The organism is Streptomyces sp. CB02923, assembly GCF_001905005.1.
Lineage (GTDB): Bacteria > Actinomycetota > Actinomycetes > Streptomycetales > Streptomycetaceae > Streptomyces.
In genome coordinates this window covers 390,905-411,275 of the sequence record NZ_LWKZ01000024.1, presented here as the reverse complement: position 1 = coordinate 411,275, position 20,371 = coordinate 390,905, and the positions used below count along the sequence as shown (strand labels likewise).

Below are 20,371 nucleotides of genomic sequence, written 5' to 3'. Positions count from 1 at the left end.
CCGGTTGCCCGCTCACCAGGTGACGGGCAGTTCGATCAGGCCCTGCAGCGTGTAGCCGGGCTTGGCGGGAACCTCGGCGGCGGGCACCGCCAGCCGCAGGCCGGGGAACCGGGCGAAGAGCGTCGCGAAGGCGATCTCCATCGTCGCGCGGGCCAGGTTCGCGCCCAGGCACTGGTGGACGCCGAAGCCGAAGGAGATGTGCTGACGGGCGGAGCGCTCCCAGTCCAGGGTCTCCGGCGAGGTGTAGGCCGCGCCGTCCCGGTTGACGTACGAGGTCAGGAAGACGACGCCGTCGTCCGCCCGGATCGTCTCGCCCGCGATCTCGATGTCCTCGGTCGCCACCCGCGCGAGTCCGTCGGCGATGGCCAGGAACCGCATCAGTTCCTCCACCGCGTCCGGGACCAGCGACGCGTCGGCGCGCAGCGCGGCGTACTGCTCCGGGTGTTCCAGCAGCGTGAAGATGCCCAGGGAGAGCATGTTGGAGGTGGTCTCGTGGCCTGCCACCAGCAGGAGCATGGCCATGTGCACCAGTTCGACGTGACTCATCTCGCCGGTGACCAGCCGCTCGGCGATCAGTTCGTCCAGCAGGCCGTCGCCCGGCTCCTCCTGCTTGCGGGTCACCAGGTCCGTGAAGTACTCCGTCAGCCGGGCCTGGGAGGCGGCGACCTCCTGCGGGTCGCTGCTCTGCAGGAGGGTGCAGGACAGGCCCTCGAAGAGCTTGTGGTCGTCGTACGGGACGCCGAGGAGGGAGCAGATCACCATGGACGGCACGGGCAGCGTGAAGGCGGACACCAGCTCCGCCGTCGGGCCCTGCTCCTCCACGGCGTCCAGCAGCTGGTCGACGATCTCCTGGATGCGGGGGCGCATGGCGGTGGCGCGCTTGAGGGTGAAGCTCGAAATCAGCATCCGGCGCTGCACGTTGTGTTCGGGGTCGTCGACCCCCAGCAGCGGGGTCCGCACCTGGCGCAGCATCTCGAAGCCCGGACTGAAGGCGGGGTACCCCGGGTTCTGCCGGTCGGCGGACAGGCGCGGGTCGGTGAGCAGGGCCCGCGCCTCGGCGTGGCCGGTCACCAGCCAGGCGAGGCGGCCGTCGTAGAGCGTCGTGCGCGACAGCGGGCCCCCGTCGCGTAAACGCCGGTAGGCGGCGGGCGGATGGTAGGGGCAGGTGCGGTCCTGGGGGAAGGGCAGAGCCTCCGTCATGGGAACTCCTGGAGAGGGGCGGCGTGGACGGTGGGGCGGTGGGCTCCGGAGGATTGGATCACCCTTCACTCCATGCCCTGCGCACCGATACGTCTATACGCAGACCGGCCAATTCCGGCCGCCGCGCGGTGTGCCGCGGCGGTCCGGGCCCCAGGGCGGTGCGGTGCGCACGCCGACCGCTCCCGGTGGAGCCGCCCGGCCTCGGCCGCCCGCCGCGCGGTCTCGGCCACACGCCGCCCGCCTGGTCATTCCCGGCAGAGCAGGGTGTCGATCATCGAGTCCAGGTACCGGTCGCGGTCCGCCCCGCCGGGCAGGCTCCCGGGGACGGCGTGCCCCAGCTGGGTGTGGCCGAGATACGCCGTGTACGCGAGCAGGCCGCGGCGGCGCGCTTCGGCCTCCGGGAAGCCCAGCGCGGTGAACAGCCCGGCGACATAGCCGACCCGGCGGTCCGTCACCCGCCGCAGGACCGCCGCGACGCGCGGCTCCGCCGCCGTCGCCAGCAGGGAGACCTCCAGCGGGTCGGCGGCCGACGCGGCGGTCGCGTGGGCGAACAGGCCGCGCAGCCGCCGCTCCGGGTCGGGCTCCGCCTCGACCGTGGTGATCACGGCTTCGGTGTGCAGCTGCTCCCAGCGTTCCAGCGCGGCGTCGACCAGCGCGTCCCGGTTGGCGAAGTGCCAGTAGAAGCTGCCCTTCGTGGTGCCGAGACGGGCGGCGATCGGTTCCACGGCCACTGCCGCCAGGCCGCCTTCGCCGATGGCCGCGAGGGCGGCGGCGGCCCAGTCCCCGGCGGTCAGGCGGCGGCGGGCGCCGTCGCGCTTCCCGCCGCGGCCCGCGCTGCCCGGAGGGCTTTCGGGGGGTGGGGCCGCGAGCCCGTCCGAGGGGGTGTCGGGGGAGTCGTCCGTTCGCCGTTGCGCCATGTCCATACGCTACCGTACGGTCAAACATACGCAACCGTATGGAGGAGTCCGATGCGCACGGTCCGCGATGTCCACGCACGTACCGTCCAGGCGTCCGCCGAGACGGTCGGAGCCCTGCTCGACCGGCTGTCCGGTGACGACGACCCGTTCTTCCCGGTGCCCGTCTGGCCCGCCATGCGCTTCGACCGCCCGCTGGGCGTCGGCGCCACCGGCGGCCACAGCTTCGTCCGCTACCGCGTCACGGCCTACGAGCCGGGCCGCCGCGTCCGCTTCGACTTCCCCTCGGGCGGACACCACGCCTTCGAGGTGACCCCGCTCGACGCCGGCAGCTGCCGGGTGACCCACGTCCTGGAGGACCGGTTCCGGGGCGCCGGGCGGGTGACGTGGGCGCTCGCGATCCGGTGGATGCACGCCACCGTCGTGGAGGAGGCCTTCGACAACGTCGAACGCGCGGCCACCGGCACGGTCCGCGCCCCGGTCCGCCGTTCACGGTGGGTACGGCTGCTCCACCGGCTCCTGTGGGCGCGCCCCACCGCCGTCGGCATCCCGCCCGGCGCCCGGCTGGCCCGTACCGCCTTCGCGCGTACGGACTTCCAGGACGCCTGGCAGCTGCCGCTGCCGCCCGGCATGCCGCGCGACCCGGAGACCTGGAAGGGCGTACTGCGCGGCGCGTTCCCCGAGCTGGACCGCGCCGAAACCGCGGCCGGCGGAGAGATCCTGCTCGGCCGGGACGCCCGGCACCTGGACTTCCGGGCGTCGATCCTGGTCGAGAGCCCGGCCGCGGGGCCGGGCGGGGGGACCGCCGGCCACGACGGCCGGGTGACGCTCAGCACGGTCGTACGGACCCACCACCTCGGCGGACGGCTCTATTTCGCGGTCGTCCGGCGTGTTCACCCGGTGCTCGCCCGGGGGATGCTCCGCCGTACGCACCGTCGGCTGGCGCTGGCCGCACCGAGTGCGGGGGAGCGCGAGTTGGCGGCGCGCGCCCCGCGAGCCGGGTACGGTCACCGGACACGGCCGTAACGGCTTCCGGCGCCCGCACCACCGCGCCGGACCGCCCGCACGCGCCGCGCAGGACCGAACGGACCGGATGACTCCGGGCGGACGCGCAGGAAGACGACGAGGGAGTGCGACCGATGACCACGGGCGATACCTGGGCCCCGAGCGAGCGGAGCGGCGCTGTGCGGCCCGCCCTGATACCCGCGGTGTACGACGCGTCCGCGCTGCCGGACCCGCTGCCGGCCGACGGCGCGGGGGAGGTGTCGTTGTGGCTGGTCCGCACGGTGCCCGACGCCGGGCTGAACGACACGGCGGTGCTGGACGCGGCCGAGCGCAAGCGGACCGCGGCGTTCGTCCGGCCCGTCGACCGCGACACCTACGCCACCTCGCACGGCGCACTGCGCCACCTGCTCGGCGCGTACCTGGACCGGGACCCGGCGGAGATCCGGTTCGTCCGCGAACCCTGCCCCTGCTGCGACAAGCCGCACGGCCGGCCCGCGCTGGCCGGCGCCGGGACGCCGCCCCTGCACTTCTCGCTCTCCCACACCGGTGACATGGCGCTGATCGGCTTCGCGCGGACGCCCGTCGGCGTGGACATCGAGAAGCCGGCCTCGCCGCGGACCGTGGCCGAGGTGTCGGGCATGCTGCACCCGCGGGAGCGCGCCACGCTCGACGCCCTGCCGGAAGCCGGCCGGCCGGCCGCCTTCGCCCGCTGCTGGACCCGCAAGGAGGCGTACCTGAAGGGCACGGGCAGCGGACTGGCGGGCGATCTGATGACCACCACGCTGGTCGGCGCCGGGCCGGAGCCGGTCGAGGTGCCGGGGTGGGAGATGGCGGACGTGACGGTGCCGGAGGGGTACGCGGCGGCCTGCGCGATCCGCGCGGCGGCCGCCACGGCGTGACCGGCACCGGCTGACGCCGTACCGCTGCCGCCTCTCCCGCACGGGCCGGCTCTGTGCGGGCGGGGCGGCGGACGGCGCGGTACGGGGACCGGAGGGCCCGGAGGGCCCGGATGGCGGCGGCGGTACGCGGTGCCCCCGCTCGCTCGTACGACAGAATTGCCTGGCACCCCGGTCCGCCGCTTCGTACGATCGGACCATGGCTGACGATCATTATCTCGCCACCGGTCCGCGGGTCGGCATCCGGCACTTCGCGGCGGGGGACCGCGCGGAGTTCACCGCGCGGGCACGGGAGAGCGTGCGGACGCAGCGGCCGTGGCTCTCGCCGCCGACCACCGGCACGGCCTACGACGGCTACTTCGCCAAGCTGCAGGAGCCGTCGCGCGAAGGGCTCCTGATCTGTGAGCTGGAGACCGGCCGGATCGCCGGCTTCCTGACCATCAACAACATCGTGCACGCCGCGTTCCGCTGCGGCGCGGTGGGCTACGGTGCCTTCGCGCACGCCGCCGGGCGGGGACTCATGAGCGAGGGGCTGCGGCTCGCCATGGGGTACGCCTTCGGCGAGCTGGGGCTGCACCGCCTGGAGATCAACATCCAGCCCGGCAACGAACGCTCGATCGCCCTGGCCAAGCGCGCGGGCTGCCGGCTGGAGGGGTACTCGCCCGACTTCCTGTTCATCGACGGCGCCTGGCGGGACCACGAACGCTGGGCCATCACCAGCGACATGTTCGAAAGGGCCTGATGTCCGAGATCACCTTCCGGCACCCCGTCCCGGTGCTGCGCGTCTTCGACGTGCCCAAGGCGCACGAGTTCTACCTCGGGTACCTGGGCTGCGCCGTCGACTGGGAGCACCGCTTCACGCCGGACCTGCCGCTCTACACGCAGGTGTCGCGCGGCGGCCTGGTCCTGCACCTGTCCGAGCACCACGGGGACGGGACGCCGGGATCGGTGGTGTACGCCGAGCTGAGCGGCGTGCGCGCACTCCACGCCGAACTGGCGGCCAAGGACTACCCGTTCCTGAACCCCGGCCTGGAGGAGGACGGCGAGATCGGGCTGTCGCTGACCCTCACCGACCCCTTCGGCAACCAGCTGCGGTTCAACGAGCCGCCTGTGGGGTGAGCGGCCCGTGGAGTGCGCCCCTCCCGGCGTCCGTCAGCGGCCCTTGCGGTTGACCTTCATGGTGTCCATGTCGGTGGCGGACGAGCGCAGCTCCCGATAGCCGTACCCCGCCGCAGTCAGCGCCGCCTCCGCCTTCTCCTCGGCGAGGGCGGCCGCCATCTCCTCGCCGTCCGCCGCGTCCGAGACGATCACGTACCGGTACGTGAACGACCGCAGCGCGGCGTCGTAGGCGAGCGCGCCCTGCGTGAACAGGGGCTGCTGCGGCGGCTCGGTGCCCTGGAAGGCGGCGTGGTGACGCCGCCCCGCTACGACCGGGGCGACTGGCGGGAAGGCGAGGGCACCGCCCAGATGGGGTTACCAGGGCGTGAGCGGCGCCCAGCGGTGATCTACTGCCGGATCAGCAGTGACCGCGAAGGCCGTGCGTACGGGGTGAAACGCCAGGAACGGGACTGCCGTCAACTGGCTGGACACCGTGGCTGGGTTGTGGTGGCTGCGCTGGTGAGGACCGGTACGGGGCGGAACAAGCGCTCAAGCGTGCTGTCCGGCACCCCGCGCCTGCCGAGGAGTAGAAAGATGGCTCGCCGCAGCGGGGGAGTGCGGCGAGCCGAGCCCGGTGTGACTGCCACCGCTAGGGCGTTTTGGTCAGGGTTAGTTGGCCAGCGCGGCGTCCCCGTCGTCGTGGCACTGCTCGATCGCGCCCTGTATGCCAACCCTGCTCACGGGGTTGAGCCGCCCGTGCCGGCCCGGCCTGGTGCGGCTGCCCCAGGGTAGAGGTCCGGTCGGGTGCCCGGCGCGGTGATGCCGCGCCGGGCACCCGGGCAGGATCAGAAGAATGAGCCCTTCGCAAGGGTGTAATGGAAGCGCCGGTTGAACGCATCCAGGTTGTTGAAATGCTCACCGCCGAACTCAATGGTGGTGGAGATCGTGTCCGGCGGAAGATCGAGGGCGGCGCTGAGCCACCCCGAGATGTTGCCCCAGTTGTTCTCCATGTTCACTTGGTTGAGCGACAGCCGTGTTCCCTGCCCCGACGCGTAATTACGGATGTTGTTGCCCACCGTGATGGCGATGTCCTGGAACCGGGCTGCTTCGGAGACAGCCTGAATGAGGATGATCAGTTGGGCCTGGAAGCCAGCCTGCTGAGTGTGGGTCATGTGGGGGTTGTATCCGTGCAGCGCGCGGGCGGCGTCCGCGATCGTGAAGCCGTTCATTCCCACTTCGGCGCGCCTGTTGCTGCCGAGCGAGTCGTAGTTCGAGTTGAAGCCGAAGTCGGTGACCGGCGCCGGAGTGCCGTTGCGCTGGAGGATGGCCTGCATCTCGGCACGCTGGTCACGGAAGCCGACCAGGCCGCTCACGGAACCACTGTGCGGGCTGGGTGTCCACACACCCATCATGTAAAGGTTGTCGGATTGCACGTAGAGGGAAGCGTAGGACTCGTTGTCGTTCACGAGGCGGATCTCGACGGCGCGCGCCCCATCCGCTCGCAGGCGCTCCGTGGCGCCGACGCCGTTCCCGACGTTGTGGCCGGCGGCGGTCCGCAAGTCACCGATCATGCGCCAGTAGCGACTGTGGGCATCCTGCATGTCCCCTTCCAAGAGGCTGTGGACGTTCCAGACGATCTGGTGACGCGGGCGCGAGGTGTCAGCGTGGGCGGTGGGGGCGGTCAGGCCAGCCACGGCCAGAGCGGCGAGCGAAGCTGCCAGCAAGCGCGCGAGCGCGGCGCGCAGAGTTGACATCACGGTTGAGTCTTTCGATAGGAGGTGCGTTGCACGAGCGGCCGTGCCTCCAGCGGCGGCACGAGGACTGGTGGTCCAGGTAAGAGCCCGGCTCGGCAGACGGCCTGTCGGCGGATCCGTGCCGAGCAGACGCCTGTGGAGACGACCGAGGACGAAAAGGGGGGTCGCTGCATGAAGGACCGGTCCCCCAGCGGATATCCCTGAGCCTGCCGTGCCGATCTAATGGATATCTAACGTCGGCACTAACGCCCCTCCCGCCTCGGCTTCACCCGGCCGCACGGCCCGCCTCCGGCGCCCTGAAGAGAGACAGGATCCAGCGGAGAAGATCGGCAACCTGGGAAAAGGTGTTCACCGCCCTGCTCGCGCAGGCCGACGCCGAAGGCGACCTGGGCTGGGTCGTCGCGGTCGACTCCACGATCGTCCGCGCTCACCAGCACGCCGCCGGGGCCCGTCAAAAGGGGCCCCGGCCGGCGAGTCGGCCGACCATGCCCTCGGACGCTCCCGCGGCGGGCTGGCCACGAAAACCCATCTCGCCGCCGACGGCCGCTGCCGGCCACTCGCGTTCGTCATCACGGCCGGACAGGCCCATGACGCACCCGCATTCGAGCAGGTCATGGCCCGGATCAGAGTGCCCCGGCAGGTAGACCGCGCACGGCACCGTCCGTGGACCTGGCGGACAAGGCGTACTCGTCCCGGGTGATCCGCCGTCACCTACAGCGCCGCGGGATCCGGACGGTGATCCCGCAACCCGCCGACCAGGCCGCCAACCGCAAACGACTCGGCAACCGCGGCGGTCGTCCACCGGCCTTCGATCACGAGGCATACAAACAGCGCAACGTCGTCGAGCGGTGCATCAACCGACTCAAGCAGTGGTGCGGCCTGGCCACCCGCTACGACAAGACCTCGACCATCTACCTCGCCGGGCTCCACCTCGCCGCCATCTTCATCTGGTCAGCCAGATGATCCGAAGGAAACGCCCTAGGCGGGGCGGCTCTGCGGACCAGGACCGGTATTACTGTCCTCGGCTCAGATCCAGGGGTTGCGCTCGTAGCCCGGGTCTTCGTCAGGGAAGTCCTCGGGGAAGACGTCACTGACGAGGTCACCACGAAGGACGTTCAGCAGGTAGCTCTCCACCGGTCCTTCGTAGAGGTCGTACTCCCTGCCACGGCCGATGACGGTGAGGACGGACCAGCGGTCCGGATCGGTGTGGGGTACCAGGAAGCACATATCCGCGTTGTCGGTGCCTCCCCAGCGGATCAGCTGTGAAGGCTGTACTGCGCGCTCTTCCAGAAGGGCACGGATGTGGGGGCGCGAATCCTCCATCGTCTTCCGTGCTGCAAGCGTCATGGCTACCAGGTTCACATGCTCGTTCTCAGCGCCTGCCCGGTAGACACGCAGGAAGTCATCGAACTTTGATCCCCCGAAAACTCTGAGAAACGCCTTGAAGGCAGGTGGGAGCGTGGTGCCCAGAACCGTCTCGGCTTCCTCCCAGTCGTTCAGGACCGGGCCGAGTTCTCCTGTTGCCGGAAATGCTGCCAAGGTGTCGAGATCGTTCATGCCCTACCTACTTGTTGATGATCGTCTGGTCGATGTGCAAACCGGGTCCCACAGCCCTGACTCCCGCCGGCCTCTCCCAGGACGATTTTGACCGTATTCGGCCGCATACCTGGCCTCAACAGGCCCTGTTCAGGCGGGCGCCGACAGGGTTCCATGGTCAACAGGCGGCCACCGCACCCGAGGTGGCCCGGTACAACCTTGCGAGGCAGCCGTGGCCACGAGCGTACGACGGACGACCCTGACCCTCCCCGCAGCACCCGTCGGCCCGGCCAGCCCGCTGCCCGCCGTCCGCGCACCGGGCGACATCCACCGCGTCGAGCTGCCCGCGGGCCAGGACCTGCCGCCCGACATGGCCCGCCAGCTCACCTACGCGCCGCTGGACTCCCTGCTGCCCGTCGGCATCCGCGACGGCTACGGCCGTACGCGCACCGAAACCACCCTCGACGCGCTCGTCATCGAGAACGACCGGCTGCGCGCCACCGTCCTGCCCGGCCTCGGCGGCCGGGTGCACTCCCTCCACCACAAGCCCACCGGCCGCGAACTGCTCTACCGCAACCCCGTGCTGCAGCCCGCGAACTTCGCCCTGAACGGCGCCTGGTTCTCCGGCGGCATCGAGTGGAACACCGGCGCCACCGGACACACCACCCTGTCCTGCGCCCCGGTGCACGCCGCGTCCGTACCGGCGCCCGACGGCGGCGAGATGCTGCGCCTGTGGGAATGGGAACGCCTGCGCAACCTCCCTTTCCAAGTGGACCTCTGGCTTCCGGAAGGCTCCGACTTCCTGTACGCAGGCGTCCGCATCCGCAACCCGCACCTGCACGCGGCCCCCGTCTACTGGTGGTCCAACATCGCCGTCCCCGAGGACGAGCACACCCGCGTCCTCGCCCCGGCGGACGAGGCCTGGCACTTCGGTTACGAGCACACGCTGCGCCACGTCCCCGTACCGGAGTCCGGCGGTACCGACCGCACGTACCCGCTGCGCAGCGAGTTCCCCGCCGACTACTTCTACGGCATCCCGGACGGCGACCGCCGCTGGATCGCCTCGCTCGACGCCACCGGCCACGGCCTGGTCCACACCTCCACCGACACGCTGCGCGGCCGCAAGCTGTTCCTGTGGGGCGCGGGCCGCGCCGGGCGCCGCTGGCAGCAGTGGCTCACCGAACCCGGCACCGGCGGCTACGCGGAGATCCAGGCGGGCCTGGCCCGTACGCAGCTGGAGCACGTACGCCTCGAAGGCGGCACGGAGTTCGCCTGGCTGGAGGCGTACGGGCCGCTCGCCGCCGACCCCGCCGTGGTGCACGGCGGGGACTGGGCAGCCGCCCGCCGCGAGGCCGGCGACCGGCTCGAAGCGCGACTGCCGCGTGCGGAGGTCGACGCGGCCTTCGCCGCCTGGCGGCCGTACGCCGATGCCGACCCGAAGGAGACGCTGGCCACCGGCTCCGGCTGGGGCGCCCTGGAACGGGCCCGCACCGGCCACGACCTGCCCGGCACGCCCTTCGCCGAGTCCACCCTCGGCCCCGACCAGCACCCCTGGCTGGCGCTGCTGCACACCGGCGACTTCCCGCGCGGCAGCGGTGTGCCCGTCGCGCCCCTGGTCTCCGCGCCGTGGCGCGACCTGCTGGAGTCCGCGCCGCCCGGACCGGGCACCGACCTCCACCTCGGCATCGCGCAGTGGCACGCGGGCGACCGGGCCCAGGCCGTCCGCAGCTGGGAACGGGCCCTGGCCCACGGCACGGACTGCCGCCCCCTCTACTGCCTCGCCGTCGCCGAGGAGACCGCAGGCGAGACGGCACGCGCCGCGCAACGCTACGCGGAGGCCCTGGCCTGCGTACCCGACGACGGTCCCGCGGACGCCACGGAGCACATCGCCCCGCTCCTCCCGGCCCTGGTACGCGCGGCGGTCCCCGCACTGCTCGCCGCCCGCCGCCCCGGCGAGGCGGCTGCCGCCCTCGACCGCCTGCCTCCGGCCACCCGCACCGACGGCCGCCTCGCCCTGCTGACCGCCCAAGTGGCCCTCGCCGAGGGCGACGCCGCCGCGGCCCGCGCCGTCTTCGACCACGGCTTCGAGGTCCCCGACCTGCGAGAAGGCGACGAAGTCCTCAGCGACACCTGGTACGCCGTCGCCGAACGGCTCACAGCGGGCTCCGCCCCCCTCACCGAAGCCGCCCGCACCAAGGCCCGCACGGAACACCCGCTCCCGGAACGCTACGACTTCCGGATGCGGGCGGTGTGACGGGCCGGAGGACGGCGGCCACCGCGGTGCGCCGCCGTCTGCCGGACGCGTCGGCGGTCACCGCCCCGCGGCCCCCGGGTGCGGGCGGCCGAGCGCGTCGAGGTCGATGGTTTCGGCCATCGCCCGTGCTCCGGCGTCGTTGAGGTGCATGCCGTCTCCGCAGTCGAACTCGGCGCGGATGTAGTCCGGCCGGTCGGGGTCGGCCACGGCGGGTGCGACGTCGAAGACCGAGTCGAAGGTGCCGCTGGAGCGGATCCAGTCGTTCACCTGGCGTCGTGTGGCGAGGCCCTCGGGGGTGTTGTGGCCGGGGTAGACGGCACCGGCGAACGGGCCGATGGTCCCCGCGTGGACCGTCAGGCCCGCGTCGTGTGCACGGCGGGCGAGTTCGGTGAAGCCGGCGGTCAGGTCGTCGGCGGTGGCGGGGGGCAGGCCGAGCATGCCGGGCAGGCCCAGGTCGTTGATGCCGAAGTTGAGCAGGACGTGGGTCGCGCCGGGCACGGCCAGGACGTCCCGTTCGAAGCGTGCGAGGGCGTGCTCGCCGATCTCGTCGGTGAGCAGCCGGTTGCCCGCGATGCCCTGGTTGACGGCCCAGCCGTGTCCCAGGCGCCGGTTGAGGATGTCCACGGAGCGCTGGTTGGCGCTGTGGGTGGTGCCGACGCCCTCGAACCAGGAATCCCCGAACGCGACGGCGACCGGCGCGTCGCCGTCGGTCAGGACGTCGACACCGGTCACGTAGAACCGCCCGTGGACCTGCTCCGCTCCGGGGAGGGCCGCGGCGCCCGCCTGGTTGCCGCTGACGACGTAGGCGAGCTCGGAGGGCATGTGCGAGTAGGTGGCCAGGCCGGTGTCGTGCGGCAGGTGGAAGCTGAGCACGAGGTCCGAGCCGCCCCGCACGGACAGGTCGACGGGATCGCTGACGGCCTCGCCGCCCGCGGGGATCGTCACCTGCCCGGCCCCTTCGAAACGCAGGCCGGTGTCGGTCTCGGTGACGATCTCGTCGGCGTTCTTGCGCTCGGCCACCCGGGCGTCGGCGACGGCCAGGGGAGTGCGGCCGTAGCGGTTGGAGAGCCGGACGCGGATCCGGTCGCCGCCGCCGGCCATGTGCAGTACCTGGCGCACGGTCTGGTCGTGGAAGCCGCGCGGCTCGCTGAGCTTGGTCTCCTCGTACGGGCTGATCACCGCGGTGCGGAATCCGGCCACCCACTGCTTCGTCATGATGCGTCCTTCTTCTGGGGGGTGAGAGTCATGTCCTGCTGCCGCGCGGCGGGCGCGGTGGGTGCGGCGGGTGTCGTCGGCTGCTCCTGATGCACCGTGGTCGCGGCTCCGGTGCCGCGAAGACGCACGGCGAGTACGGCGCTGACGGCCACGGTGAGCAGGCAGAGGCCGGCCAGGGTGACCGGGAGGGCGCCGACGCCCTGCGACTGGATGACCGCGCCCAGGACGGGCGGGAAGGCGACGGAGCCCAGCATGGCCGCGGCGATGACATAGGCCATGGCGTTGCCGGAGGCGGGAGCGGAACGGTTCAGCCAGTTCAGGCCGTTGGGGAAGATCGGGCCGATGCACAGCCCGGCCGCGGCGTACGCCCAGGGGGCGAGTCCGGGCACCGGGACGAGCAGGATGCTGACGCTCATCAGGGCGCACGACGCGGTGACGATCGTGGGCGCCGACCAGCGGCGGGCGAGCGGCGCGACCAGGAAGCGGCCGACGGTCATGGCCAGCCAGTACATCGACGTCGCGACGGTGGCGGTGGTCATGCTGTGGCCGAGGGCGTGCAGGTGGGTGGGCTCCCAGTTGCCGATGCCGCTCTGCACGGCGAAGTGCAGCATGTAGATGGCGACGAAACCGAGGAGCACGGCGGCCAGGCGGCGCCCGCCGGCGTGGTGCGCGGGGGCGGGGGCGGCCTCGGCGAGTTCGGCGGGGGTGGGGCGGGCCTGGATGCCGCGGACGCAGGCCAGCGGGATCAGGCTCAGCAGCCCCAGGGCGATGAACGCGGCGCCGTAGTGTTCCGGGCCGATGACGGCGATGGCGGCGGGAGCGAGCACGGTGCCCAGGCCGAAGCAGCCGTGCGCCACGTTCAGGAAGGCCGGGCCGCGGGCACCGAGGCCGATGAGGAACAGGCGGCTGATGGCGAAGTCGACGCCGCCGAGGCCGAGCCCCGTGACGACGGCCGCCGCCAGCATCAGCGGCCACACCCCGCAGAGCGCGAAGGTGACGGTTCCCACCAGCATGGTCAGGTAGGAGGCGGTGAGCAGGGCGCGGTTGCCGATGCGGCGGTGGATGGCGTGGAAGCCCAGGACTCCCACCACGGCGCCCAGCGACTGGGCGGCCAGCGCCAGCCCGGCCGTCGACTCGGCCAGTCCGAAGCGGTCGCGCAGCGCGGGGACCACCGGCCCGTACAGGGCGAGCAGCCCGCCGATGATCACCATGCCCAGGCAGGAGGCTAAGACGGCGACGCGGGAGAACAGGGTCTGAGCCCCGTCGGACGGGGTGGGGCCGGGCGTCATCGGATGTCCTTGTCCGTCGGTGCGAGGGCGGTGAGGAAGGTCGTGACGTGTTCGGCCGCCGCCTTCCGTGCGGCGTGCGGGTCACCCCGGCGGACCGCTTCCAGGATGCGCGCGTGCCCGGCGTCCCCGTAGTGCTCCTGGGGGCGGCGCACGCCGCCGAGGTGGACCGAGTCCCGTACGGAGCCGAGCATGGTGCCGTACAGCCGGGCCAGCACGGGGTTGCCCGCCGCCTCGACGACGGCCGTGTGGAACTCCACCGCGGCCCGGCTGAACTCGCCGGCCCTGCCGTCCCGCTGAGCGGCCGTCTGGCGTTCGTGTACGGCCGCGAGGCGGTCCAGGTCGGCGGCGCTGCGGCGCTCGGCGGCGAGGCCGGCGGCCTCCACTTCGAGGCCGCGCCGGGTTTCGAGTACGGAGCGGAGCTCGGCGTCGGCGAGGTAGCGGTGCAGCACCGTGTCGACCTCGTGGGTACCGCGGACGAACGTCCCCCGGCCCTGGGCGGTCTCCAGCAGCCCCACGTACACCAGGGCCTGGACGGCCTGGCGCAGGGTGCTGCGGCTGACCTGGAGTTCCTCCACCAGCTCGTCCTCGATGGGGATCTTGCTGTCCAGAGGCCATCTGCCGCTGACGATCTGGGTCTTCAGCCGTTCGATGGTGCCTTCGATCAAGGCTGACCGTGGTACCGCGCGCACGTCGCCCACCTCCGCAAAGAACGTATCATCATCCCTTAGTTAGGTAAGCCTAACATCGGCGGCGCGCGGAACCGTGCCGATGGCGAGCGTGGTGCCCTCACTGACGTACCCGTGCCGGGAACGGAGGGGGTGGTCCGCGGCGTCGGCGTCCGCGAACGGGGCCCACCGGTGATCCCAGCCGCCGCCCGTGCCGCGCGCCTGCCGGGCGAGCCGGGAGCAGATCCGGGTCCAGAACCGCAGCGCCGCGGGCTCCAGCGGAGCGAGGTGCTCGATCACGGTCGTGTGCTGGTGCACCGAAGCGAGGCCGGTCTCGCGCAGCCAGCGGTGGAGGTCACGGCCGCGCAGCAACTGCCGTGCGTACGCGCACGAAGGCGCTGCCGCACGCAGGAAGTCGAGGAAGACGAACGGATCGCCGGGCCGCACCGTGACCGACGCGGCGTCCGGGACCTGCACGGCCACCAGACCACCGGGCCGCACGACCCTGGACAGCTCCCGCAGCGCCCGGGTGAGCTGTCCGTCGTCCAGGTGCTGGAGGACGTCCGCGCACCAGACGGCGTCGAAGGAATCGTCGGCGTGCGGAAGGTCCAGCACGTCCGCCCGCCGCACGTCCACCGCGTGTCCCGGAGCGTGCTGACGCATGTGCGCGGCCGCACGCACCGTGTTCTCCGCGACCCGGTCGACGGCCGACACGCTTCCCTGCGGGCCCACCAGCTCGGCCAGCCAGGGCAGGAAGTCGCCGCTCCCGCACCCCGCGTCCAGTACGTGCCATCCGGAGGCGATGCCCACCTGCTCCAGCGCGGACTGGCGCGACTCCAGGCCGGCCGTGGTACGGGCCTGGTCCGGACCGGTGACGTGCCCTTCGACGCGCGGTTCTGACGGTGTGACCGGGGGCGTACCGGCCGGCGCGGTGGCCGGCCCGGAGGGCTGGGCGGGACGCGGGAGGTGATCCACGGACAACATTCCGATACTCCTTCTGGTCTGCGGGATGGGCGGGGCGGTACGGCCCTGCGGCGGGGGCGCCGGGCCGCGTGCGGCGGACCCGCGGTTCAGTCCTTCTCGGCGGTCATTTCCACCGGGCGCTGCGCGTTGAACCGGGGGTCGGGGACCACGTCCACGGGCATGTTCTCGGGCCGGGTCCGGCGGGTGGTCAGCAGACGCATGGCCGGCATCTCCCACCAGCGGTAGACGCCCCAGGCGAGGACGAGGGTGACCGCCGCGAAGAACAGGGCGAGCAGGGACGCCGTCCAGAAGTCCCAGGACGCGTCGTGGCCGAGCAGGTTGTGCCCGGTCCGCAGGACGGTCTGGTGCACGAGGTAGAAGGCGAAGGACACTTCGCCCAGCCAGACCATGGTCCGGCTCCGCAGGACGGACTGCCGCCCCTCCAGGTCGGCCATCGCGACCGCGGGAATGAACAGCGTCAGCGGAATCACGGTGAGCGCGGCGAGACCGAAGAGGACCGGCGCCCAGACGGCCGCCGCGTATCCGGCGGCCAGCAGGACCGTTGCCCCCAGCACGGGAACCCGCGGCCAGTCGCCGCTCTTCACCAGCTTGGCCACGGCGATGCCCAGGAGGAATTCCAGGCAGCGCGCCACCGGGAAGGCGTAGACCAGCCAGTACTGGCTCTCGGACACGCCGCTGGAGATCTCGGGGTGCGACACGTCCAGCGGCATGCCGGGCGCGCTCGGCAGGAGTTCGGCGAGCACGGGCACCAGCCAGACGCCCGCCACGGCCGCGGCGACGAGGGCCCAGGTGCCGCGCCGGCCGAGCCGTCCGACCAGCCGCACCAGCCACGGGAACATCAGGTAGAAGAACAGCTCGCAGCACAGCGACCAGCTCGGCCGGTTCACGCTGAAGAAGAAGTCCAGCTTCGGTACCCAGGTCTGCACCAGGGCGAGGTTCGCGATGCCGGACGCGGCCGAGACGCGCTCCCCGAACCAGAGCAGCAGCGGCAGGGTGAGCACCCAGAGCAGCAGGTGGTTCGGGTAGATCTTCGCCAGACGGCGGCGCCAGAACTCACGCGCGGAGCGGTTCGGCTTCGCCGACCACGCCAGCACGAACCCGCTCAGGATGAAGAAGAACGAGACGCCCACGCCTCCGGCCGGGTTGAAGATCTTCGACAGCACGGGGTTCGTGCTGTCGTCGTACAGCTTCTCGACGCTGAGATGGAAGAAGAAGACCAGGAAGGCGGCCACGAATCTCAGGCCGGTCAGGGAGGGGAGGCGCGAATTGGCGAATGCCTGTTTGGATCTCACGTGTGGTTCCTTGTTCGTGGTGCGACTCCGGCCGTCTGCGGGCCGGAGGATTTCCGGGTGGAAACGTGATGGTGCGGGCCGCGGCGGGAGGGCACGGAACCGGGCGGCCGGCGGCCGGTGGACCGACCGCGCCCGGACTCCGGCGTCGGCATGCCGGAGTCCGGGCGCGGCGTCCGGCCGCGGCGCCCCGCTACGTCAGGAGATGAACTCGACGTCCAGGCCCGATCCCGCGGTGAGCAGTGCCGTGCGCCCGGCCGCCGTCGCGTCGCCGCGCCCGGCCTCGGCGAAGCCGAAGCGCCGCGACAGCTCGGCCGCGGAGCCGGCCACGTCGTCCGAGGCGAAGACCAGGCGGGAGTGTCCGACGGCGAGCCGGTCGCCGGGTTCGCGCTCCGCGTCCACCTCGTGCTCGAAGAGTTCGAGGTTGGTGTGGTCACCGACGCGCACCATGGCCATCTTCGACCGGGCGGCGACCGGGGTCTCGAACTGCCGCCGCATGAAGTTCTCGTCCGGGGTGATGACGGACCCCAGCACGTACCGGCCGCCCAGGGAGTGCGTCAGGACGTCGATCGCGCTCTCCAGGTTCCGGACGCTGTAGCCGACGTGGTCGAGGCCCATGAGCGTGGGCACCAGCGCCGACGACGGGGGCACCTGGCCGTGGAAGAGCTCCAGGGCCTCCGCGGAGGGGGACTCGGCCCACTCCTGCAGCTCGCCGTAGGCCCCCCACGGCAGGCGGAAGTAGACCCACTTGTGGTGGCGGAGCGGGCCCTCGGGAATCTCCTGGACGTCGCCCAGGATCCTGGTCCCCGGATAGCGGTCGATGAACCGGGCTGCCTGCTCGATGTCACCGACACGGAAGCAGAAGTGCGCGGTGCCGATGTCCACGGCCGTCGCGCCGAACGTCGTCCCGGCGGTCGCCTCGTACGCCAGCAGGCGCAGCTGCGTGTGGGCGTCGAGACGGAGCAGGGCGCTGTGCGCGGGCGCACCGTGGTCGTCGACGACGTCCTCGCCCAGCCCGTCCGGGCCCTGCCGCCCGGGTGCGGCCGACAGCACCTGAGCACCGAAGACCGTCCCGAACAGGTGCGCCGCCGCGGGCACGTCCGGCACGACCATCGAGAAGCTGTCCAAGCTGTTCTTCACCAAGTGATCCGTTCTTCCGAGGGGTGGGCGGAGCGGTTGCGCACGATCACGCGGCCACTGCGGACCGGACGGCGGAGTTGAACTTCTCCGCCGCGCGGACGATGTCTTCCTCCGTGCTGCGCACCCCCACGCCGAAGCCGGAGCCGAGGTGGGCGTCCGAGACGCCCACCGAGATGGCGAGGGAACGGGACAGCAGGTCATCGGTGCGCGGCAGGTCTCCGCGCGCGTAGCGGACGGAGGTGTTGCCGCTCAGCTGGGGCATGTTGCCGTAGTAGTGGCGGCCGGAGTCGGCGAGCGGCTTGGTGGACAGCTGCCCGGCGACCTCGCGGGCCGGCTCCGCGCTGTCGAAGGTGTGCACGAGGACGTTGGCGCAGTCGCCTTCGGCGTCGTGGAGGCGGCGCTGCCGTACGCCCTCGTGCGGCTCGATCAGCTCGATCAGCCGGTTCCGGACGCGGCGGGTCTCCGCGAGCACCGTGTCGACCCGCTTCAGCTGGGCGCACGCCACGGCCGCGCTCAGTTCGGGCATCCGCAGGTTCAGCCCGAACGTCGCTTCGCCCGTGCCGACGCCGTTGTTGTCGCGCAGGGGAGGCCAGCCCTGGTCCTGGTAGGCGAAACCGCGGGCGTACGACGCGTGGTCGCGGAAGAGCGCCACGCCCCCTTCACCGCAGGTGATCACCTTGAACGGGTTGAAGGAGTAGGCACCGGCGTCGCCGATCGTGCCGAGCCGGGCACCGCGGTAGCTTCCTCCGCAGGCCTGCGCGGCGTCCTCCAGCAGCAGGACGCCGTGCCGGTCCGCGATCTTCCGGAGCCGTTCCATGTCGCACGAGGCACCCAGCATGTGCACGGCCATGATGGCGCGGGTGCGGGGCGTGATCCTGCGCTCGACGTCGTCCGGGTCGAGGGTCAGGGACTCGTCGACCTCCGCGAGGACCGGCGTCGCGCCGAAGTGGCCGATCGAGCCGATGGAGGCGACATAGGTGTAGCCGGGCACGATGACCTCGTCGCCCGGACCGACACCCAGGCCGGCGAGGGCCGTGGCCAACGCCGAGGTTCCGCTGTTGACCGCGACGGTGGGGCCGCTGTCGAAGTGGGCCTCGATGTCGCGCTCCAGCCGACGGACGAAGGACTGCTCCTCCGGGTTGTCGAACAGGTAACGGGTGAGGCTCCACTGGGCGAGCACCTGCTCGACGTTGTGCCGCTCCTCGTCGCCGAGGAATTCGAATCCGGGACCCGGCATGGGTGTCTCCTGTGGGGTGCGAGGGGTGGGGTTCTCAGCGCTGCAGAGCGAGAGCGGGCAGGTCCTGGCCGGCGGACGCCGCGACGGTCCGCAGGAGCGAGGTGACGTCGGCCAGCTCCTGGCGGGTCACTTCCTGGGTGAACGTGCAGGAGCCGATCCGCTGGACGACCGGGAGGTTGAGGTCGCCGTCGCGGTGCAGCCGCGCTTCGTCCATCGCGCGCTCCAGCGTGTCGATGTCGTAGAACAGCGCGTGGTCGAGGGGGAGGCCGACGCGGTGCATGGTGCGGGCGATCCGCTGGACGTCGGTCCCGCCGAGCCAGCCCCGGACGTACGAGAGCAGCGCGGTGAACAGGCAGTCGATGCCCACCGCCTCGCCGTGCAGCAGTTCGGGGACGACTGCCATCTCGATCGGGGGGCTGAACGTGTGGCCGTAGTCCACGATGCGGCGCAGGTCCTTCTCCCACAGGTTGTCGCGCAGTTCGGACTGCATACCGTCGATCGCGCGCGTGATGACCTCCTCCGCGGGCGCGGTGCGGAAGTGGGAGTCGACGAGATCGGGACCGTGCTCCTCCAGCAGGTCGAACAGCCGGCTGTCCTTGATCAGGGCCATCTTGAGGATCTCGCCGCACCCGTTGACCAGGTGCCGCCGGGGCAGCGAGGCGAGCAGCCCGGTGTCGACGATGGTCCGCATCGCCGGGTGGAAGGTGCCCAGGCGGTTGCGGTTGCCCTGGTGGTTCACCGCCGTCTTCGCGGAGACACTGCCGTCGATCATCCCCAGCAGAGTGGTGGGCACCCGGACCCAGGGGATGCCGCGGCGGTAGATGCTCGCGGAGAAGCCCGCGACGTCGATGAGCACGTTCCCGCCGATGGCGATGGGCGGGTTGCTCTGGCGGCGTGCTCCCGCGCGCTCCAGCGCGTCGACGATGCCGAGGCACGTGTCGAGGTTCTTGTTGACTTCGCCGGAGTCGACTTCGAGCACCTCGACCTCGACGCCGTGCGCGGCGAAGTACGCGTGGATGCGTTCCCGCAGGACTCCGGAAAGCGCCGCGTCGAGTATCACGAGCTGCTTTCCGGGGCCGTTGCTGCGGTCGGCGGTTTCGAGGAGCAGCGGGTTTTCCGGAGAGAAGATGTCCCGGGTAATGGCGACGTGGTACTTCACCTGCAGTTCGGCTTCGATGTCCAGGGTGTTCTGGAATGCAGGGGGCATGATTGCTTTCTCCTGTGGGAAGGAAACAAGGGGGGAAGGGGGCGGCGTGCAGGAAAGCTGTCTGGCTTCCGGGCGGTGCCGGTCACTCGGCTCTGAGTGCCCGTGGCCATTTCGGCGACAGGTGACGGTGACATGCCGGGGTTCGAAGTCCGTGTCCCGGGAGTATGGAACTCCAAGCAGGTGCGAACCTTCAAGGAAAATGATGGCGGCGCATCACTCATACAGCAGGCGTATAAGTTCATTCGCGGGCATCGACCCCTGCGCGCCGCGCCCTGAGGAAGTACCGGGATCGCCGAAGGAGAACGCAGTTCTGCGTGGTCGGTACAGTTTCATTAAGGGAGTGTTAAGACTTCATGATGCCGCCCGGGAGGGGTTCTCCAGGGTGTTGATCGGCCAAATCAAGTTGCGCTTTGAACTTGCCTATGTGGCAGGTTGGGCGATTTGCATTGACTTTGCTGAATATTGACCGAAGTCGTTTACGCCATGACTCGCATGGTCGAGATGTCCCATAATGTGGCACTCTTGAGCGTGATTCGCGCCGCGAGTGGCTCAAAGGCGGTGGATCATCGGGCGCGGCGCGGACGGCAGTGTAAAAACTTGCAAGTTCAACCAGCGCGCCGCAAAGCGCCCGGTGCTAGATTCCCGGCCATCGGGTGGTGGCATCCGCGGCGGTCGGTACTCCGCGCCG

The 20,371-nt window shown here is 71.3% G+C and carries 18 protein-coding genes and 1 pseudogene; 6 read left to right on the top strand and 13 right to left on the bottom strand.

Going from position 1 to position 20,371, the window contains the following annotated elements; genetic code table 11:
* Positions 1 to 12: 12 nt before the first annotated feature.
* Positions 13 to 1,200 (bottom strand): cytochrome P450, encoded by a 1,188-nt coding sequence (locus tag A6A06_RS25105; protein WP_073763586.1) that lies wholly within the window; start codon positions 1,198 to 1,200, stop codon positions 13 to 15.
* Positions 1,201 to 1,445: 245 nt separating this feature from the next.
* A complete protein-coding gene (locus tag A6A06_RS25100; protein ID WP_079194401.1) occupies positions 1,446 to 2,117 on the bottom strand; it encodes a TetR/AcrR family transcriptional regulator in 672 nt (223 codons plus the stop codon).
* A 51-nt stretch (positions 2,118 to 2,168) separates the two neighbouring features.
* Here A6A06_RS25100 and A6A06_RS25095 point away from each other — a divergent pair, with 51 nt between their 5' ends.
* The 4 genes from A6A06_RS25095 to A6A06_RS25080 all read left to right on the top strand — a co-directional run bounded on the left by A6A06_RS25095 (position 2,169) and on the right by A6A06_RS25080 (position 5,134).
* Positions 2,169 to 3,140: a DUF2867 domain-containing protein gene (locus A6A06_RS25095; RefSeq protein ID WP_073763585.1), complete on the top strand. Its 972-nt coding sequence runs from the start codon at positions 2,169 to 2,171 to the stop codon at positions 3,138 to 3,140.
* A gap of 113 nt (positions 3,141 to 3,253) precedes the next feature.
* A complete protein-coding gene (locus A6A06_RS25090; RefSeq protein WP_079194320.1) occupies positions 3,254 to 4,018 on the top strand; it encodes a 4'-phosphopantetheinyl transferase family protein in 765 nt (254 codons plus the stop codon).
* Between the two features lie 196 nt (positions 4,019 to 4,214).
* Positions 4,215 to 4,757, top strand: a complete 543-nt coding sequence (locus tag A6A06_RS25085) for a GNAT family N-acetyltransferase (RefSeq protein ID WP_073763584.1) — start codon at positions 4,215 to 4,217, stop codon at positions 4,755 to 4,757.
* Entirely contained in the window at positions 4,757 to 5,134 is a 378-nt protein-coding gene (locus tag A6A06_RS25080; protein ID WP_073763583.1) for a glyoxalase superfamily protein, read from the top strand. The genes A6A06_RS25085 and A6A06_RS25080 overlap by 1 nt, the downstream gene beginning before the upstream one ends.
* A 33-nt stretch (positions 5,135 to 5,167) precedes the next feature.
* Here the strand turns inward: A6A06_RS25080 and A6A06_RS25075 are convergent, their stop codons facing one another.
* Both A6A06_RS25075 and A6A06_RS25070 read right to left on the bottom strand, forming a co-directional pair.
* Positions 5,168 to 5,482: a DUF6204 family protein gene (locus A6A06_RS25075; protein ID WP_079194319.1), complete on the bottom strand. Its 315-nt coding sequence runs from the start codon at positions 5,480 to 5,482 to the stop codon at positions 5,168 to 5,170.
* Between the two features lie 476 nt (positions 5,483 to 5,958).
* Positions 5,959 to 6,867 (bottom strand): ribosome-inactivating family protein, encoded by a 909-nt coding sequence (locus A6A06_RS25070; protein ID WP_079194318.1) that lies wholly within the window; start codon positions 6,865 to 6,867, stop codon positions 5,959 to 5,961.
* 344 nt (positions 6,868 to 7,211) lie between these two features.
* Between A6A06_RS25070 and A6A06_RS42965 the strand changes: the two are divergent.
* Positions 7,212 to 7,830 (top strand): annotated as a pseudogene (locus A6A06_RS42965) (IS5 family transposase); the annotation flags it as partial.
* Between the two features lie 63 nt (positions 7,831 to 7,893).
* Here the strand turns inward: A6A06_RS42965 and A6A06_RS42025 are convergent.
* A complete protein-coding gene (locus tag A6A06_RS42025; RefSeq protein WP_199931130.1) occupies positions 7,894 to 8,424 on the bottom strand; it encodes a hypothetical protein in 531 nt (176 codons plus the stop codon).
* A 211-nt stretch (positions 8,425 to 8,635) separates the two neighbouring features.
* Here A6A06_RS42025 and A6A06_RS25050 point away from each other — a divergent pair, with 211 nt between their 5' ends.
* Positions 8,636 to 10,657, top strand: coding sequence for a DUF5107 domain-containing protein (locus A6A06_RS25050; protein WP_073763580.1), 2,022 nt, complete (start codon positions 8,636 to 8,638; stop codon positions 10,655 to 10,657).
* A gap of 57 nt (positions 10,658 to 10,714) precedes the next feature.
* Here the strand turns inward: A6A06_RS25050 and A6A06_RS25045 are convergent, their stop codons facing one another.
* From A6A06_RS25045 to A6A06_RS25010, 8 genes are all read right to left on the bottom strand, one after another.
* Positions 10,715 to 11,872, bottom strand: coding sequence for a GDSL-type esterase/lipase family protein (locus A6A06_RS25045; protein WP_073763579.1), 1,158 nt, complete (start codon positions 11,870 to 11,872; stop codon positions 10,715 to 10,717).
* Positions 11,869 to 13,161: an MFS transporter gene (locus tag A6A06_RS25040; RefSeq protein ID WP_242440930.1), complete on the bottom strand. Its 1,293-nt coding sequence runs from the start codon at positions 13,159 to 13,161 to the stop codon at positions 11,869 to 11,871. Before A6A06_RS25040 ends, A6A06_RS25045 begins: the two co-directional genes overlap by 4 nt.
* Positions 13,158 to 13,826: a FadR/GntR family transcriptional regulator gene (locus A6A06_RS25035; protein WP_199931129.1), complete on the bottom strand. Its 669-nt coding sequence runs from the start codon at positions 13,824 to 13,826 to the stop codon at positions 13,158 to 13,160. Before A6A06_RS25035 ends, A6A06_RS25040 begins: the two co-directional genes overlap by 4 nt.
* Before the next feature lie 63 nt (positions 13,827 to 13,889).
* Positions 13,890 to 14,810, bottom strand: coding sequence for a class I SAM-dependent methyltransferase (locus A6A06_RS25030; protein ID WP_073763578.1), 921 nt, complete (start codon positions 14,808 to 14,810; stop codon positions 13,890 to 13,892).
* Positions 14,811 to 14,896: 86 nt separating this feature from the next.
* Positions 14,897 to 16,102, bottom strand: coding sequence for an acyltransferase family protein (locus tag A6A06_RS25025; RefSeq protein WP_073763577.1), 1,206 nt, complete (start codon positions 16,100 to 16,102; stop codon positions 14,897 to 14,899).
* 195 nt (positions 16,103 to 16,297) lie between these two features.
* The gene (locus A6A06_RS25020; RefSeq protein WP_073763576.1) at positions 16,298 to 17,239 is read right to left on the bottom strand and encodes a hypothetical protein; all 942 of its coding nucleotides are present in this window, start codon (positions 17,237 to 17,239) and stop codon (positions 16,298 to 16,300) included.
* Between the two features lie 46 nt (positions 17,240 to 17,285).
* Positions 17,286 to 18,476, bottom strand: coding sequence for a DegT/DnrJ/EryC1/StrS family aminotransferase (locus A6A06_RS25015; RefSeq protein WP_073763575.1), 1,191 nt, complete (start codon positions 18,474 to 18,476; stop codon positions 17,286 to 17,288).
* A 34-nt stretch (positions 18,477 to 18,510) separates the two neighbouring features.
* Positions 18,511 to 19,683, bottom strand: a complete 1,173-nt coding sequence (locus tag A6A06_RS25010) for a sedoheptulose 7-phosphate cyclase (RefSeq protein WP_073763574.1) — start codon at positions 19,681 to 19,683, stop codon at positions 18,511 to 18,513.
* Between the last annotated feature and the right edge of the window lie 688 nt (positions 19,684 to 20,371).